The sequence below is a fragment of the Microbacterium sp. Y355 genome (genome assembly GCF_059445345.1).
The window spans coordinates 3033906-3050753 of sequence record NZ_JCAIUD010000001.1 but is presented as its reverse complement, the minus strand read 5'-3'; the positions used below and the strand labels follow the sequence as shown (position 1 = coordinate 3050753).

Sequence of the window (16848 nt, the reverse complement as noted above, 5' to 3'; positions counted from 1 at the left end):
CACGACCGTACGCTCCGTTTCATCGTGCATCCGTACAGTGCCCGTGCATCTGTCGCCGGAAGGACGCACTGATGGGCACTATCCTCGCCACCAGCCGCTCCTTCTCGGACGGCGACATCGATCTGGTCGCCGTCGCTGCCGCGAAAGGGCACGAGATCGTCCGCGGCCCCGCACACCACGATCTCGCCGCGCTTGCGCCGCTGCTTGCGGCAGCGGATGCCTGGATCGCGGGCACCGGCCCTGTCGCTGCCGCTCATATGGATGCCGCCCCGAAACTCAAAGTGATCGCACGCTACGGCGTCGGCACAGAGGCTGTCGACATTGCGGCGGCCGAGGCCCGCGGCATCCGAGTCACCAACACTCCAGGCGCGAATGCGGATGCCGTCGCCGACCACGCGATCGGCCTCATGCTCGCAGCCCTCCGCTTCATCCCCGACGGCGACCGGCGCGTGCGCCAGGGTGACTGGAGTGTTCGCCGCGGCCGCGAGCTGGGATCTGCCACGGTCGGCATCATCGGCTTCGGCCGCATCGGACAGGGCGTCGCTCGCCGCCTCAGCGGCTTCGGGCCGCGCATCCTCGCCGCCGATCCCTTCTTCCCGTCAGATCGGATCCGCGAACTCGGCGCAGAGCCCGCAGAACTCGACGACCTGTTTCAGACTGCAGATCTCATCTCGTTGCACGCCCCCGGCGGACAGCGGCTCGTCGATGCGGCACGGCTCGAGTCGATCACCCCCGCCGCGATCATCATCAACACCGCCCGCCCCGACCTGATCGACGAGCGGGCCGTCGCGGCGGCCCTCAGCGAGGGACGTCTGGCAGGCTACGCTGCTGACACACTCGACGGCGACACCGCGGCATCCAACAGCCCGCTGCTCGCCGACGACCTGGCCGATCGCGTGATCGTGACCCCACACCTCGGGGCGCAGACGACGCAGGCCGTCGACAACATGGGCTCGCTTTCACTCGGTGATGTTCTCGCCGTCCTCGACGGCGTCGAGCCCCGCTTCCCCGTCCCCGTCCCCGCACCCGCTCCCGCTCCCGCCGCAGTTGACGCGGGTAAAACAGCACCTTAACCGCACCAATTGCGACGGGAACAGAAGATGAAAGGTTCAGTCATGAACAGTGACTACATGGGCTTCGTCGGCGTGACCACCGGGTCATCGTCGATCATGAAGGTGTTCCCGCTCTGGGCCGACATACTGGGCCTCCCGACCCGCACGCTGGTCGGTCACGACCTGCCAATGGATGCCACCCCCGAGCAATACGTCGACCTGGTGAAGCAGATCCGCGATGACCCGCAGCACCGCGGCGCCCTGGTCACCACGCACAAGATGAATGTGTATGCCGCGGCATCCGATCTGTTCGATGAGCTCGATCCGTTCGCGGTGTCGTGCTCGGAGATCTCGAGCATCGCCAAGCGCGGCTCTCGCCTGTCTGGGCGCGCCAAGGACCCGATCACCGTCGACCTCGCGCTGAAGGATTTCCTGCCGGCCGAGTACTTCGCCACCACCGGCAGCGAAGTGATCATCCTCGGGGCCGGCGGGTCCGGCACCGCGCTCAGCTGGGCGCTCGCCGAGCGCGCAGACGCCCCCACGAAGATCACGGTCACGGCGCGCGATGATGAGAAACTCGAACACCTGCGCGAGGTGCACCGCCAGCACGGCACGCGCGAAGGGCTCATCGAGTACGTGCGCACTGACACCCCGGCGGACGCCGCCGCTCTCGTCGCTGCCGCGCCCCGCGGTTCGCTGGTCGTCAACGCCACCGGCCTCGGCAAGGATCGCCCCGGCTCTCCCCTACCCGATGACGTCGTGTTCCCTGAGGGCGCGTACGTCTGGGAGTTCAACTACCGCGGCACACTGGAATTCCTGCACCAGGCCCGCGCCCAGGAGGAGGACCGCGACCTGCACGTCGTCGACGGCTGGCGCTACTTCATCCACGGCTGGTCGCAGGTGGTCGCCGATGTGTTCGAACTGGAACTGACACCCGAAATCGTCGAAAAGCTCGCCGACGCCGCAGAGGCTGCGCGCTGATGATCCGCACCGTCCTCGGCGACATCGAGCCTGCGCTGCTGGGTCAGACGAATTATCACGAGCATCTTTTCCAGGTCACCCCGCTGCTGCCGGGCGACGAACTCAACGAGGAAGAAGCCTCGACTGCCGAAGCGGGTCTGCTGAAGGCGAGCGGCTTCGCCGCGATGGTGGATGCCACTCCCTTCGGCCTCGGCCGCAACCCCGAGGGCGTCGCGCGCATCAGCAGGACAACCGGACTGCACGTGGTGGCAACGACCGGACGGCACCGCGAGGCGCACTACGGCGAGGATCATCCGATGCAGGTCTGGAGCGTCGAGCAGCTGGCGGAGCTGTTCATCTCAGACCTCACGAAGGGGATGGCGGCGGACGATGCGACCGTCTTCGAGAGCCCCGATGTCCCCACCGCCCGCACGCACTCGGGCGCTCCGGTGCGCGCTGGCATGCTCAAGGGTGGGATCGACTACTGGCGCATCAGTGCGTTCGAGCGAACGACGCTGGATGCCGTGGCCGCAGCCCACCGGGAGACCAACGTGCCGGTCATGGTGCACCTGGAGTTCTGCACCGCTGCGCACGAGGTGCTCGATCTGCTCGCGACCCAGGGCGTGGCATCCGATCGCATCGTGCTCGCGCACGCCGACCGTGATCCCGATCCCGGGCTGCACTCCTCTCTCGCCCAGCGCGGCGCGTACCTGGGCTACGACGGCTTCGCGAGGCCACGCACGCGCAGCGACGTGGAGCTTCTGCAGTTGACCGCAGCAGTAGTCGAGCGCGGCGCGGGTGATCGCATCCTGCTCGGCGGCGATGTCGCCCGCCGCACCCGCTACATCTCGTACGGTGGGATGCCCGGTCTCGCCTACCTCGGCGACCGGTACCTGCCGCGCCTGCGCGAGGTGATCGGCGCCGACGCCGTCGACCGAATGCTGGTCGCGAACCCCGCCCGCCTGCTCGACCTCGGCTGACGCCGCCCGCCCGGGCACCCCGCCTCGCCTGGGGGTCGCACATGGCCGCTCACGCCACCCCGACGCGACCACCCGCGACACCTCCCGACTGCCCCGCCGCCGCACACGCGCACCTCGCCGCGCCCGGGGGGGGGTCGCACATGGCCGCCCACTCCACCCCGACGCGACCAACAGCGACACCTCCCGGCTACCCCGCCGCAAGGCGGACACCGAAGATCCGCCCTACGGGGGATGCCGTCGCACACCGCACCTTCGTACCGTGGAGGTATGACCACAGGAACCCTGCAACTGACAGGAATCACCAAGAGCTACGGCACTCGCCGCGTGCTCGACGACATCACCTTCTCCGTCCAAGCCGGCCACCTCACCGGCTTCGTCGGCGGCAACGGTGCGGGCAAGACCACCACGATGCGCATCATCCTGGGCCTCCTCAACTCGGACGGCGGCTCTGTCACCCTCGGCGGCAACGAGCTCACCGCCGACGCCCGACGCCAGTTCGGCTATATGCCAGAGGAGCGCGGCCTGTACCCGAAGATGAAGGTGCTCGAACAGGTCGTCTACTTCGCTCGTCTACACGGGTTCTCCAAGGCGGATGCCACGGCGAAATCCTCCGCTCTGCTCACCGAGCTCGGACTCGAAGAACGACTCGGCGACAACATCGAGGCGCTCTCCCTCGGCAACCAGCAGCGTGCGCAGATAGCGACAGCCCTGGTGCACGATCCGGAGGTACTCATCCTCGACGAACCCTTCTCCGGCCTTGACCCGCTCGCCGTCGAGACAGTCGCGAGCGTGCTGCAAGAGCGCGCAGCGCGCGGCGTCTCTGTGCTGTTCTCCTCCCACCAGCTCGACGTCGTCGAACGGCTGTGCGACGACCTCGTCATCATCGCCGGCGGCACGATCCGCGCCGCTGGCCCTCGTGAACAACTGCGCGAGCAGCACTCGGCGCCCCGGTGGGAGCTGGAGAGCACGGGCGACGTCGGTTGGATCCGTGAAGAGCCCGGAGTCGAGGTCGTCGACTTCGAGGGCGGCAGCGCTGTATTCGACGTGGATGCCCCCGCCACCGCGCAGCGGGTCCTCCGCCGGGCCCTCGACGGCGGCGACGTGTCGCGCTTCGCGCCGCAGCATCCCTCTCTCTCGCAGATCTTCAAGGAGGTCATCCAGTGACTATTTCCACCACACCGGCGCGGGCGACATCTCTCTCCCCTGCCCAGGGGATCTGGCTTGTCGCCGAGCGCGAGCTGAGCACCAAGTTGCGCAGCAAGGCCTATCTCATCTCGACCGCGATCCTGATGCTCCTCGCTCTGGCCGGAGTCATCTGGGCCGGCATCGCCAGTGCGAACCCGAGCGCGACGCCGATTGCGGCGACAAGTGCCGCGGCATCCACGCTCGAAGGTGTCGACGGCTACGACGTCACGGTGGTCGATGACCGGGATGCCGCGGAGGAGCTGGTGCGTGCAGGCGACGCGGACGCCGCGATCGTCGACGACTCTTCCTCACCGACCGGGCTGCTCATCATCGCCGACAAGGAGGCACCGCAGAGCCTGTTGGCGATGTTGTCTGTCTCGCCGACGGTGGAACTGCTCAACCCCGATGGCGCCAGCGGAGCGATCCGATACATCCTCGGCATCGCCTTCGGGCTGGTGTTCATGATGGCGGCGATGATGTTCGGGTCGCCGATCGCGACCAACGTCGTGGAGGAGAAGCAAACCCGCGTCATCGAGATCCTGCTCTCCGCAATCCCCGCGCGTGTACTGCTGGCGGGGAAGGTCATCGGCAACACGATCCTCGCGATCTCCCAGATTCTGCTGCTGGTGGTGGTCGGGACCATAGGACTCATCGTCACCGGACAGATCGAAGTACTGCAGGGCATCGGCGGGCCGGTGATCTGGTTCTCGGTGTTCTTCCTGTTCGGGTTCATCCTCCTCGCGGCGATGTTCGCTGCTGCCGGCTCCATGGTCTCGCGTCAGGAGGATGTCGGCGCCACGCTGACCCCGGTGATGTATCTGACGATGATCCCGTACTTCCTGGTGATCTTCTTCGGCGACAACCCCGTGGTGATGACCGTGCTCTCCTACGTGCCGTTCTCCGCACCGGTGGCGATGCCGATCCGGCTCTTCTTCGATGAGGCCGACTGGTGGGAGCCGCTCGCATCGATGGCTATCATGCTCGTCGCATGCGCCGTGGTGATCTCGATCGGCGCGAAGATCTACGAGAATTCGTTGTTGAAGATGGGCGCTCGCGTGAAGTTCCGGGAGGCGCTGCGACGCTGACGCAACGCTCGCTGAGTATGTTTCGATGAACGGCGGATGCCGTGGCCACAGTGGCCACGGCATCCGCCGCCGTCTGTGACGAGCACCCAGCGCAGTCCATTAGCCTGAATACAGTGCCGGACGACGGGGTCCCCCTGAACTTCCGACCCTGAAGGACATCATGAGCATTCCCACCATTGAGCGCACCGCTGAGACCTCCGTCCCCCTTCTCGACGTCCTCGCCGAGCGATGGAGCCCCCGCGCGTTCGACACCAGCGCGCCGATCGATGAGGACAAGCTCGCCGCCGCCCTCGAAGCCGCTCGCTGGTCACCGTCCGCGAGCAACACCCAGCCGTGGCGCTTCATCGTGGCCCGTCGTGGCACCTCGCTGCACGCCCAGATCGACAACGCCCTCATGGGATTCAACCGGGAGTGGGCCGGAGGCGCCCAGGTGCTGATCGTGGCCTTCGCCGAAATGACGGATGCCGAAGGCACGCCGCGTCCGTGGGCGCAGTACGACCTGGGTCAGGCCGTGGCCCACCTCTCTGTACAGGCGCACGCCGACGGCCTCTTCGCGCACCAGATGGGTGGCATCGAGCGCGAGCAGCTCGCCGCCCTGCCCGGCGTCGAAGCCCGCTTCGCCCCGATCTCAGTGATCGCCCTCGGCGAGCTCGGCGACCCGTCGACGCTGTCCGAGAAGCTGCAGCAGCGCGAGTTCGCACCGCGCGCACGTCGCTCGCTGTCGGAGACGGTCATCGCCAGCGCCTGATTGCTCGGATTCCGTATCGAGAACGCGGAAACCGTCCTTCCGAAGCATCCGGAAGGGCGGTCTGTGTGTTCTCGGCAATTGAGCGCAGGCCAGCGCTTGCGAGCGAAGGTCAGCGCGTGCGCAGGCCGTCCAGCGCCACCGCCAGTACATCGTCAGCCAGCTCGGCCGCGCCTTCGGAACCGGTCGGCCGGTACCACTCCACGATCGAGTTGACCATGCCGAACAGCAGGCGAGTGGCCACCGAGGCATCGAGATCGGCGCGCACTGTGCCCTCGACCTGGGCCGCACGCACGAGCGCGGTGACCTCGCGGTCGAACGCGCGTCGTCGTTCGAGAGCCGCGCGCTCAATATCACTGTTGCCGCGCACGCGCAGCAGCAGGGTTACGTAGGGAAGCTTCTCCACAAGCACGTGCACCGCACCGCGAAGTACGTACTCAAGTCGCTCACGGGCGGAGCCGCTCTGCACGCCGGGCTCACGCAGCACTCCCTCCAGCGAGCCGATCGCCTCTTCCAGCACGACCTCCAGCAGAGCCTCCTTGGACTCGAAGTGGTGGTAAAGCGCTGACTTCGTCAAACCAAGACGCGCAGCCAGCGATGCCACAGAGGTCGCGTCGTAGCCCTGCTCGATGAATACCTGCACGGCGACCTCGAGAACCTGTCGCTGATCGTAGCCGGGGCGGCCCCGACGTGCGGGCACTGCCTCGATCGATTCTTCAGACACTGACTCTTCAGACACTGACACGCGCTCCAGTCTGGCACCATTGCCGACCCGACACTTCCTTGCCATAATTAAATACTGAACGAATGGTCAGAAATTCCTGACCAACCCAAGATTCAGTCAGGAGCGCAGATGAACGAGATCCCCCTCGTCATTGAACGCCACTCTGACCGTGTCATCGCTCAACTGAACCGACCAGACAAACGCAATGCGATCGACCGCGAGATGATCGACGCGTTCCACGCCCTCTGCGAGGAACTCGAAGCCGAACCCCGCACACTGATCCTCATCGGAACAGACGGTGTCTTCGCCGCCGGAGCAGACATCACTCAGTTGCGCGCCCGCCGCGCCGAAGACGCGCATCGCGCCATCAATGCGGCCGCGTTCATCCGCATCCACGAATTGCCGATGCCAGTGATCGCCGCACTCGACGGCTACGCACTCGGTGGCGGCGCCGAACTCGCCTACGCCGCCGATATCCGCATCGCGACTTCGACTCTGAAGATCGGCAACCCCGAACCATGCCTCGGAATCATGGCCGCGGCCGGTGCCACCTGGCGCTTGCGCGAGCTCATCGGCGGGGGCCTGGCCAGCGAGATGCTGCTCACCGGGCGCGCGCTCACCGCCGACGAGGCGCTGGCTGCGGGGTTGATCTCCGGCATCCATCCTCCCGCCGATCTACTCGCGGCTGCGCACACGATCGCCGATCGGATCGCCGCGGCCGACCCCCTCGCCATCCGACACACCAAGACCGCCCTGCGCGCACCCCGCGACGCCCACCCCGCGCTCGACGGCGACCTGCAGGCGGAGCTGTTCGAGAGTCCAGAGAAGATGCGCCGGATGACCGAGTTCCTCGAGAGACGCGGCCACAGATGACGGTCGGGGTTCTGAATGCCGGCGATCTGAGAGTTGGAGTGCTGGGCGGCGGACGCATGGGCGCCGGCATCGCCCACGCCTTCCTGCTGGCCGGCAGCGAAGTGCTGGTCGTCGAACGAGACCAAGAGGCAGCGGATGCCGCGGCGCTGCGGATCCGCGAGAACGTGGAGCGATCCATCGAGCGCGAAACCAGTGAACAGCGCAGTGCCAGTGAGCACAGGGCGCCCCGCGCCTCCGCCGACGAACTGCACGCCGCATTGCATCTCAGCACCGAGATCACCCATTTCGCTGACTGCGACCTCGTGATCGAGGCCGTTCCGGAAGACCGCGGCCTGAAGACCAAAGCACTCGCGCGCATCGAGAGGGTGCTCGCCCCGACCGCCGTGCTCGCGTCGAACACCTCATCGATCTCGATCGACTTCTTGGCGGCATCTCTCGCGCGCCCAGAACGCTTCCTCGGGTTGCACTTCTTCAATCCCGTCCCGGCATCCGCCCTCGTCGAGATCGTCGCCGGCACAGCCACCGATCCTGCCGTCACGGCGCAGGCTCACGGGTGGGTCGAGGCGCTCGGCAAGACCCCGATCCTGGTGCGCGACTCCCCCGGTTTCGCATCCAGCCGGCTCGGTCTCGTGCTCGCTCTCGAGGCGATCCGAATGCTCGATGCTGGCGTAGCATCCGCCGAAGACATCGACACCGCGATGGAGCTCGGTTACCGGCATCCGATGGGTCCGTTGCGCACGACCGACATCGTCGGACTCGACGTGCGCCTGGGTATCGCGGAAGAACTGCACGCCACCCTCGGCGAGCGCTTCGCCCCGCCCGTCCTGCTGCGCCAGATGGTGGCGGAGGGAAAACTCGGCCGCAAAAGCGGTGAAGGCTTCTACAGATGGGATGCGAGATGACCGAGATCCTGCCGAGCTACGTGCAGGGTTCGTGGTGGACACCCACCGCGACCGGAGCCATGGGCGGAGCCGCGACCGGATCGAGCATCGTGCGCGATGCCACCACTGGCGAGGAAGTCACGAGGGTGAGCACGGATGGCCTCGATCTCGCCGCCGCGCTCGACTACGCGCGCACCACCGGACAGGCGACGCTCGGCACGCTGACCTTCCACCAGCGAGCGGTTTTGCTGAAGCAGTTCGCCCTGGCGCTGACCGAACGCAAAGACGAGCTGTACGCGTTGTCCGCGCGAACAGGAGCGACGAAAGCCGACTCCTGGGTAGACATCGACGGCGGCATCGGCGTGCTGTTCGCGTACTCGGGCAAGGGCCGACGCGAGCTGCCGAACGCGCAGGTGTACGTCGACGGCCCGGTCGAGCCGCTGTCGAAGGATGGTAGCTTCCTCGGCCGACATGTCTACACACGACTGCCCGGTGTCGCCGTGCAGATCAACGCCTTCAACTTTCCGGTGTGGGGGTCACTCGAGAAGTTCGCGCCCGCCTTCCTCGCCGGGATGCCGACACTGGTGAAACCCGCGACTCCGACCGGCTATCTCGTCGAGGCATTCGTGCGCATCTTGGTCGACTCGAACCTGTTGCCCGAGGGATCGTTGCAGCTCGTGAGCGGCAGCGTGCCGACGCTGTTCGAGAACCTGCGTCTGGGCGATGCCGTCGGATTCACCGGCAGCGCGTCGACCGCTTCGTCGCTGCGCGAGCGCACCCCCGCCGGCGTGCGATTTACCGCCGAGACAGATTCCATCAACGCCTCGGTGCTCGGCCCGGATGCCGTGGCGGGCACGCCCGAGTTCGATGCCTACGTGCGCCAGCTTGTCATGGAGATGACGTCGAAAGCCGGGCAGAAGTGCACCGCGATCCGGCGAGCGCTCGTGCCGACCGGGCAAGCTGATGCCGTGATCGACGCCGTCCGCGCTCGGATCGCCGACAAGGTGGTGATCGGTGACCCGCGCGACGAGGCCGTCACGATGGGTCCCCTGGCATCGCTCGCGCAGCGCGACGAGGTGCTGCGGCAGGTGCGGGTGCTGCAGGATGCCGGTGGGCGGATCGTCGTCGGGTCCACCGAGCCGCCCGCCTCGGTGTCGGCAGACGGCGCCTTCGTTTCACCGATGCTGCTGCGATTCGATGACGCACAGACGAATGCCGTGCACGAGGTGGAGGCGTTCGGCCCGGTCGCATCGCTGCTGACCTACGACACCTCCGCCGAAGCGGCGGCCCTTGTCGCGCGTGGCGGCGGTTCACTCGTCACGAGTGTCGCCACACATGACGCAGCATTCGCGACGGAGATCATGGCCGGGATCGCGGCATCCAACGGGCGTGTGCTGTTCCTCGATCGTGACGATGCGCGCTCATCCACAGGTCATGGCTCCCCCTTGCCGGGTCTCGTGCACGGCGGGCCGGGCCGGGCCGGTGGGGGCGAGGAGTTGGGCGGCATCCGCGCCGTGCTGCACCACATGCAGCGCACGGCCGTGCAGGGTTCCCCCGACATGCTCACGGCGTTGACCGGAGTGTGGCACGCGGGCGCTGCCGTCAGGGAAGACGGCATCCATCCCTTCCGCAAATCCTTGGCCGAACTGCGGTTGGGCGACCGAATCTCGTCCGCATCCCGCGAAGTGACCCTCGACGACATCGAGACGTTCGCGCACTTCACTGGAGACACCTTCTACGCTCACATGGACGAGGAAGCGGCCGCCGCCAACCCCTTCTTCCCCGGACGCGTCGCGCACGGCTACCTCCTGGTGTCGTGGGCTGCGGGGCTCTTCGTGGATCCAGAGCCAGGGCCGGTGCTGGCGAACTACGGGCTGGAGAACCTGCGCTTCGTGACTCCGGTGTCGCCTGGCGACAGCATCCGTGTCGAGCTGACTGCCAAGAAAATCACTCCGCGCGAGACGGACGACTACGGCGAAGTGTGCTGGGATGCCGTGATCCGCAATCAGAACGATGACACCGTCGCGACCTACGACGTGCTGACCCTGGTCGAAAAAGGCGCTGTGGAGAAGAGCACAGAGAAGAAGGGGTAGTCACGCATCCCGCCCCGTCACCCGCGCAGCGCGAGCACGAACGGCAGCACCTCGGTCGCGCCGGCCCGACGCAGGATGCGGGCCGCGACAGTCAACGTCCACCGACTGTCGGCCTGGTCGTCAACGAGCAGGATCGGGCCCGCAGGAATCTCGATCCCATCGGCACTGAAGCGGTCCCAGAGTCCGGCGAGGCGGAACACACTGTTTCCGCCCGGCTGGCCGGTCGGGCCTCCATTTGCATGCTCGAGCGCCCCGATGTAGGGCAGTCGCCCGACCTCTGCGAGTCCTCGAGCGAGCGAATCGACGAGGAGTGGCCTGGAGCGCGAACGCATAGCGACGACAGCGACCGGACGTTCTGCCCAACCCCACTCGGCGAGCACCCGAACACACGCCGCGAGCATCTGCGGCGAGATCGGCTCATCGGGAGCGCCGGCCGCGAACAGCGCGCGCAGCGTGCCACCCCATCCGAGGTCGGTGAGACGCGCGAGCGCCCTGCCCTCACTGGCCTGCTCCGCGGCAGAGATGCGCCCCTTCACGGGGACGCCGAGACGGTCAGCACCGGTCGGCCAGGCACGTCGAGGTTCAATGGGGACGCCGACCTGATCGAGCGATTCGGCGGCCACCGCGCTCGCGGCTGTCGCGATTTCCCGAGGGAACCAGATGCCTGCACAGTTGTCGCACCGACCGCACGGCACAGCCGTGTCGTCGTCGAGCGAACGCTGGAGGAACTCCATGCGGCACCCGCCGGTCTGCTCGTAGTCGATCATGTGCTGCTGCTCGGCGAGACGCTCGGCAGCGATGCGCTCATAGCGCTCCGCGTCATAGGCCCACGGCTCGCCGGTGGCGACCCAGCCGCCCTGCACTCGGCGCACGGCGCCGTCGACGTCAAGCACCTTCAGCAGCAGTTCAAGTGGCGTGCGGCGGATGTCGACCATCGCCTCGAGCGCCGGAGTCGAGACGGGCGAGTCGCCCAACGCAGCGATCACGCGCTCGGCGCGCTCCTGATTCGGCATCGAGGCCGTTGCGAAATAGTGCCAGATGTCACGGTCCTCAACGCCGGGAAGGAGGAGCACGTCAGCGCTCTCACTCGCGCGCCCCGCGCGCCCGACCTGCTGGTAGTACGCGACCGGTGACGAGGGCGCCCCGAGGTGCAACACGAATCCGAGGTCGGGCTTGTCGAAGCCCATCCCGAGCGCGCTGGTTGCCACGAGTGCCTTCACCTCGTTGCGCTTCAGCATGCCCTCCGATTCCATCCGCTCATCGGTGTCGGTCTGCCCGGTGTAGGCGCGCACCTCGTGGCCGCGCTCGCGCAGCAGACGAGCAGTGTCGACCGCCGCCGCTACGGTCAGCGTGTAGATGATGCCAGAACCAGGCAGTTCGTCGAGGTGGCTGAGCAGCCATGCCAGACGACTCGAGGCGTCGGGCAATCGCAGCACGCCGAGCCGCAACGATGCACGCGCGAGAGGCCCGCGAATGGTGAGCACCTCGCCTCCGCCCGTCGGACCTGTTCCCAGTTGCTCCGCGACATCCGCCACGACGCGGCTGTTCGCGGTCGCCGTCGTAGCGAGCACGGGCACCTCGGCGGGCATCTGTGCGATGAGATCGCGCAACCGTCGATAGTCGGGGCGGAAGTCGTGCCCCCAATCACTGATGCAGTGCGCCTCATCGACGACGAGCATGCCGATGCGCTTCACAAGGGCAGGCAACTGCTGCTCACGGAATGCGGGATTATTGAGCCGCTCCGGCGAGACCAGCAGCACGTCGACCTCATCGCGGTCGAGACTGGCGAGCACGTCGCTCCACTCATGCGCGTTCGTCGAGTTGATCGCGACCGCACGAACGCCGGCCCGCTCGGCTGCAGCGACCTGGTCGCGCATGAGCGCCAGCAGAGGCGAAACGAGCACCGTCGGACCCGCACCCTGCTTACGCAGCAGCAGGGTCGCGACGAAGTACACCGCGGACTTGCCCCATCCCGTTCGCTGCACGACGAGCGCCCGCCGACGCTCTGCCACCAGCGCCTCGATCGCTTCGTACTGCCCGTCGTGGAACGAGACATCAGGGCGCCCCACCAGGTCGCGCAGCGCAGCGAGGGCTGCGTCGCGAGTATCCGCTGTAGGTGCGGGTGAGCGCGGCGCGTCGAATGTCATGTCCCCACTCTGCCTCACTCGACTGACATCGCGTTCGCCCCTCGCGTCGCCTCGACCGAACGGCCTTTGCACTCCCCGACCCACTATGGGAGAATAACTAAACGATCGGTCAGTAAAGACGTGCATGGCAAAGGAGCCGAAGATGACCGCCCCCAAAGGTCCTTCACCCGTCGAGGAGGAATACTCCGACGAACAGCGCCGCTTCGACGAGATCATCGCGGCAGATTCTCGGATCGAACCGCGCGATTGGATGCCGGATGCCTACCGCCGCGCGCTGATCCGCCAGATCTCACAGCATGCACACTCCGAAATCATCGGCATGCAGCCCGAGGGCAACTGGATCACGCGGGCGCCGAGCCTGAAGCGCAAGGCGATCCTGATGGCGAAGGTGCAAGACGAAGCAGGCCATGGCCTGTACCTCTACTCGGCAGCCCAAACCCTCGGCATCACTCGCGAGGAGATGACCGATCAGCTGATCACCGGCAGGGCGAAGTACTCGTCGATCTTCAACTATCCGACCCCGACCTGGGCCGACATGGGCGCGATCGGCTGGCTCGTCGACGGCGCCGCGATCTGCAATCAGGTGCCGCTGTGCCGGGCATCGTACGGGCCGTATGGGCGCGCGATGATCCGCGTGTGCAAAGAGGAGTCCTTCCACCAGCGGCAGGGTTTCGAGATTCTGCTCACCCTCATGAAGGGCACGGATGCGCAGCAGAAGATGGCGCAGGATGCCGTGGACCGCTGGTACTGGCCCAGCCTGATGATGTTCGGGCCTCCCGATGGCGATTCTCCGAACTCCGCGCAGTCGATGGCGTGGAACATCAAGCGCTTCTCGAACGATGAGTTGCGTCAGCGCTTCATCGGGATGCTGGTGCCGCAGGCCGAGATCCTCGGCATCACCCTGCCAGATCCTGAACTGCACTTCGACGACGAGACCCAGCAGTACATCGGCGGCGAGATCGATTGGACCGAGTTCTTCGAGGTACTCGGCGGCAACGGGCCGATGAATGCCGAGCGGCTGCGAGCGCGTCGCGAGGCCCACGAAGAGGGCGCCTGGGTGCGCGAAGCGGCTTCGGAGTATGCCAGGAAGCAGGAAATGCGCGCTGCGGAGGCGGTGGCGTGATGGCGACGCCGGGCACCGACCTCACCGAGCCGTGGCCGCTCTGGGAGGTGTTCGTGCGCGCGAACCGAGGTATGAGTCACGTGCACGCCGGTTCCTTGCACGCGCCGGATGCTGCGCTCGCGATCCGCAACGCCCGTGACCTGTACACGCGGCGCGGCGAGGGTACTTCGATCTGGGTCGTGCCAGCGGATGCCATCACCACGAGCGATCCGGATGCCAAGGGCGCGTTCTTCGAGAGCCCTGCGGGCAAGAACTACCGCCACGCGGTGTACTACACGGCATCCGAGGGGGTGCCGCACCTATGAGTGATGACACGCACGCGGCAGGTGTCGCACATGGCCGGATTGACCCGGCCGAGGCGACAATCTCCGACCCCTCCTCGCGCCGCGATTCATCCGCTCCACCTGCAGGGGTCGCAGATGGCCGCATCGGAGCGGGCGAAGCGACCATCCGCGACCCCTCCCCGCGCACAAGCGACAATGTGCGCCCCCTCCCGCACGGCGCAGTTACCGTGGATGCGCTCGACCTCGCCGACGAACTGACCGGGGCCGACGCGTCGATCGCCACGACGGCCACCGCTGAGTACGCGCTCTGGCTCGGCGATGACGCCCTGATCCTCTCCCAACGACTCGGTGCGTGGATCGCGCATGCCCCCGAGCTCGAAGAGGACGTCGCGCTCGGCAACATCGCGCTCGACCTGCTGGGCCACGCGCGTTCCCTGCTGCACTATGCCGGTTCCGCGTGGGCCGGTTCCGCTTGGGCCGGTTCCGCTGGGGCGGGCACCGCCGACGCAGGCACCGCCAACCGCCGAAGCGAAGACGATCTGGCGTACTTCCGCGATGAGCCGGAGTTCCGCAGCGCGTGGCTGTTCGAGCAGCCCAACGGCGACTTCGCGCAGACGATTGCGCGGCAGCTCGCGGCATCCGCCTACATGTTCGAGCTGTACTCGGCGCTTCGCTCCTCGACGGATGCGACGCTCGCCGCAGTCGCCGAGAAGGCCTTGAAGGAGTTCGATTACCATCGCGACCACGCGGTGCAGTGGATGCTGCGCCTGGCCGGCGGCACCGCAGAGTCACGCGGCCGGATGATCCGCGCAATCGGCAACGTCTGGCCATACGTCGATGAGCTGTTCCGCGATGAACCACTGATCGACGAGCTGGACGGGATCGCGGTGCGACCGTCGACACTGCGCGACGGCTTCGATGCCGTGATCGCAGCAGTGTTCGCCGAGGCCGCACTCGAGATTCCAGAGGTGCACGCATCAGCAGGCGGCGGTCGCCGCGGAAGCCACTTTCCAGAGATGGGGCATCTGCTTGCCGAGATGCAGGTGCTGGCGAGGCAACACCCGGGGGCATCATGGTGACCCTCGCATCACGGAACATGGCCTGGCAGATCGCCGCGACCGTCACCGACCCTGAGATCCCCGTCCTCACGATCGAGGATCTCGGCGTGCTCCGCGAGGTCGTCGTCGACGGTGAGCGCGTGATCGTCACGCTCACCCCGACCTACAGCGGATGCCCCGCGCTCGACGCCATGCGCGATGACGTCGTGCTGGCGCTGACCGCAGCCGGATTCAATGACGTCGAGGTGCGCACCACTCTGTCGCCCGCGTGGACGACCGATTGGATGACGGATGCCGGAAAGCAGAAGCTCCGCGACTATGGCATCGCTCCCCCACATACACGCGCGGCGATCGGGCAGGGTCTGAATGGGCAGGGCTTGATCGGTCAGGGCCCGATCCGCCTGCGGCTCGCGGTGAAGTGCCCGCGCTGCGGATCCCTCGACACCCGCGAGGTCTCCCGGTTCGGCTCAACATCTTGCAAGTCGCTCTTCGAGTGCCGTGCCTGCCTCGAACCCTTCGACCACTTCAAAGTGCTGTGAACGCGGCCCGTATGAATACGACCGTGCGCCGCCGAGGGCGCTTCCATGAACTCGTGGTCTCTGAGGTCAGGCCGCTGACCCCGGAGAGCATCGAGGTGACCTTCGCCGTGCCGCCGGAGCTGCAGAGCGACTACGAATACCTTCCAGGGCAGTACGTCGCGCTGCGCGCACATGTCGACGGAAGAGAGGTGCGGCGCAGCTATTCGATCTGCCGGGTGCCGACCCCCGGCCACATCAGCGTAGGGATCAAGCGCGACCTCGGCGGCCTGTTTTCAGTGTGGGCACACGAGCACCTGTCTCCCGGTGAGCGCATCGAGGTGATGAGTCCGGAAGGGACCTTCACGACGAACCTCCCCGACCTCACCGGGGCACATATCGCCGGCATCGCGGCTGGTTCGGGCATCACACCGATGATGGCGCTGGCCGCTCATGTGCTGGCATCCTCACCGACGGCGCAGGTCAGCCTCGTCTATACCAACCGCGCCACGCAGGACGTCATGTTCCTCGACGAGCTTGCCGATCTGAAGGACCGTTACCCGGCCCGTCTTGCCCTCCATCATGTGCTTTCTCGCGAGCAACGTACTGCTCCTCTACTCTCAGGTCGCATCGACGCGGAGAAGCTGGGCGCGATCCTCGACGGGCTGCTGCCGCCGGACACCGTCACCGAGTGGTTCCTGTGCGGGCCATTCGATCTCGTCGCGCTGTGCCGCGAGACGCTCGAGCGCCGGGGCGTGCCGTCCTCCAGCATCCGTTTCGAACTCTTCACGAGTGATGCCGACGGTCCTCGCGTCGACCGCGGACGCCCCGTCATCGTGAACGAGGGTGACGAGGTGCGGCGCATCGAATTCACCCTCGATGGACTGTCGTCCACAGTGGAGTCTCCGGCCTCGGCCAATGAGGCGATTCTGGATGCTGCGCTGCGCGTCCGTGGTGACGTGCCATTCGCGTGCGCCGGGGGTGTCTGCGGCACGTGTCGCGCACGGCTCGTGGAGGGTGAGGTGCGTATGACGCAGAACTTCGCGCTCGAGCCGGACGAGATCGAGCGGGGTTTCGTGCTGACCTGCCAATCCCATCCGACGACGAAGAGTGTCGTCGTCGACTACGACGCCTGAACGTCTG

Annotated in this window: 16 protein-coding genes; 14 read left to right on the top strand and 2 right to left on the bottom strand. The window is 66.8% G+C overall.

Annotation, left to right across the window (positions count from 1 at the left end):
* Nucleotides 1–71 precede the first annotated feature (71 nt).
* From AC1C2O_RS14720 to AC1C2O_RS14695, 6 genes are all read left to right on the top strand, one after another.
* Nucleotides 72–1073: an NAD(P)-dependent oxidoreductase gene (locus AC1C2O_RS14720; protein WP_495431186.1), complete on the top strand. Its 1002-nt coding sequence runs from the start codon at nucleotides 72–74 to the stop codon at nucleotides 1071–1073.
* 42 nt (nucleotides 1074–1115) lie between these two features.
* Complete coding sequence (locus AC1C2O_RS14715) at nucleotides 1116–2033, top strand: shikimate dehydrogenase family protein (protein ID WP_495431185.1); 918 nt, start codon at nucleotides 1116–1118, stop codon at nucleotides 2031–2033.
* Nucleotides 2033–2992, top strand: a complete 960-nt coding sequence (locus AC1C2O_RS14710) for a phosphotriesterase family protein (RefSeq protein WP_495431184.1) — start codon at nucleotides 2033–2035, stop codon at nucleotides 2990–2992. The genes AC1C2O_RS14715 and AC1C2O_RS14710 overlap by 1 nt, the downstream gene beginning before the upstream one ends.
* A 267-nt stretch (nucleotides 2993–3259) precedes the next feature.
* Complete coding sequence (locus tag AC1C2O_RS14705; RefSeq protein WP_495431183.1) at nucleotides 3260–4156, top strand: ABC transporter ATP-binding protein; 897 nt, start codon at nucleotides 3260–3262, stop codon at nucleotides 4154–4156.
* Nucleotides 4153–5262: an ABC transporter permease gene (locus AC1C2O_RS14700; RefSeq protein WP_495431182.1), complete on the top strand. Its 1110-nt coding sequence runs from the start codon at nucleotides 4153–4155 to the stop codon at nucleotides 5260–5262. Before AC1C2O_RS14705 ends, AC1C2O_RS14700 begins: the two co-directional genes overlap by 4 nt.
* Before the next feature lie 160 nt (nucleotides 5263–5422).
* Nucleotides 5423–6010, top strand: a complete 588-nt coding sequence (locus tag AC1C2O_RS14695) for a nitroreductase family protein (RefSeq protein WP_495431181.1) — start codon at nucleotides 5423–5425, stop codon at nucleotides 6008–6010.
* Nucleotides 6011–6119: 109 nt separating this feature from the next.
* On the opposite strand, the gene AC1C2O_RS14690 is transcribed toward AC1C2O_RS14695, so the two are convergent.
* The gene (locus tag AC1C2O_RS14690; RefSeq protein WP_495431180.1) at nucleotides 6120–6752 is read right to left on the bottom strand and encodes a TetR/AcrR family transcriptional regulator; all 633 of its coding nucleotides are present in this window, start codon (nucleotides 6750–6752) and stop codon (nucleotides 6120–6122) included.
* Nucleotides 6753–6860: 108 nt separating this feature from the next.
* On the opposite strand from AC1C2O_RS14690, the gene AC1C2O_RS14685 reads away from it, so the two are divergent.
* Genes AC1C2O_RS14685 through paaZ form a run of 3 tightly spaced genes read left to right on the top strand, consistent with a single transcriptional unit; the run spans nucleotide 6861 to nucleotide 10578 of the window.
* On the top strand, nucleotides 6861–7604 hold the full coding sequence (locus AC1C2O_RS14685) for an enoyl-CoA hydratase/isomerase family protein (protein ID WP_495431179.1): 744 nt from the start codon (nucleotides 6861–6863) through the stop codon (nucleotides 7602–7604).
* Nucleotides 7601–8506 (top strand): 3-hydroxyacyl-CoA dehydrogenase family protein, encoded by a 906-nt coding sequence (locus tag AC1C2O_RS14680; RefSeq protein WP_495431178.1) that lies wholly within the window; start codon nucleotides 7601–7603, stop codon nucleotides 8504–8506. The genes AC1C2O_RS14685 and AC1C2O_RS14680 overlap by 4 nt, the downstream gene beginning before the upstream one ends.
* Nucleotides 8503–10578, top strand: a complete 2076-nt coding sequence (paaZ, locus tag AC1C2O_RS14675) for a phenylacetic acid degradation bifunctional protein PaaZ (protein WP_495431177.1) — start codon at nucleotides 8503–8505, stop codon at nucleotides 10576–10578. The genes AC1C2O_RS14680 and paaZ overlap by 4 nt, the downstream gene beginning before the upstream one ends.
* Nucleotides 10579–10595: 17 nt before the next feature.
* On the opposite strand, the gene AC1C2O_RS14670 is transcribed toward paaZ, so the two are convergent.
* Nucleotides 10596–12725 (bottom strand): RecQ family ATP-dependent DNA helicase, encoded by a 2130-nt coding sequence (locus AC1C2O_RS14670; protein ID WP_495431176.1) that lies wholly within the window; start codon nucleotides 12723–12725, stop codon nucleotides 10596–10598.
* Nucleotides 12726–12867: 142 nt separating this feature from the next.
* On the opposite strand from AC1C2O_RS14670, the gene paaA reads away from it, so the two are divergent.
* The 5 genes from paaA to paaE are packed head-to-tail and all read left to right on the top strand — an operon-like array spanning nucleotide 12868 to nucleotide 16841.
* The gene (gene paaA, locus AC1C2O_RS14665) at nucleotides 12868–13848 is read left to right on the top strand and encodes a 1,2-phenylacetyl-CoA epoxidase subunit PaaA (protein WP_495431175.1); all 981 of its coding nucleotides are present in this window, start codon (nucleotides 12868–12870) and stop codon (nucleotides 13846–13848) included.
* The gene (gene paaB / locus AC1C2O_RS14660; protein ID WP_495431749.1) at nucleotides 13848–14153 is read left to right on the top strand and encodes a 1,2-phenylacetyl-CoA epoxidase subunit PaaB; all 306 of its coding nucleotides are present in this window, start codon (nucleotides 13848–13850) and stop codon (nucleotides 14151–14153) included. Before paaA ends, paaB begins: the two co-directional genes overlap by 1 nt.
* Nucleotides 14150–15211 (top strand): 1,2-phenylacetyl-CoA epoxidase subunit PaaC, encoded by a 1062-nt coding sequence (gene paaC, locus AC1C2O_RS14655; protein WP_495431174.1) that lies wholly within the window; start codon nucleotides 14150–14152, stop codon nucleotides 15209–15211. The genes paaB and paaC overlap by 4 nt, the downstream gene beginning before the upstream one ends.
* Nucleotides 15205–15729 (top strand): 1,2-phenylacetyl-CoA epoxidase subunit PaaD, encoded by a 525-nt coding sequence (paaD, locus tag AC1C2O_RS14650; RefSeq protein WP_495431173.1) that lies wholly within the window; start codon nucleotides 15205–15207, stop codon nucleotides 15727–15729. Before paaC ends, paaD begins: the two co-directional genes overlap by 7 nt.
* Before the next feature lie 11 nt (nucleotides 15730–15740).
* Nucleotides 15741–16841 (top strand): 1,2-phenylacetyl-CoA epoxidase subunit PaaE, encoded by a 1101-nt coding sequence (gene paaE, locus AC1C2O_RS14645; RefSeq protein WP_495431172.1) that lies wholly within the window; start codon nucleotides 15741–15743, stop codon nucleotides 16839–16841.
* The last annotated feature ends 7 nt before the right edge of the window (nucleotides 16842–16848 follow it).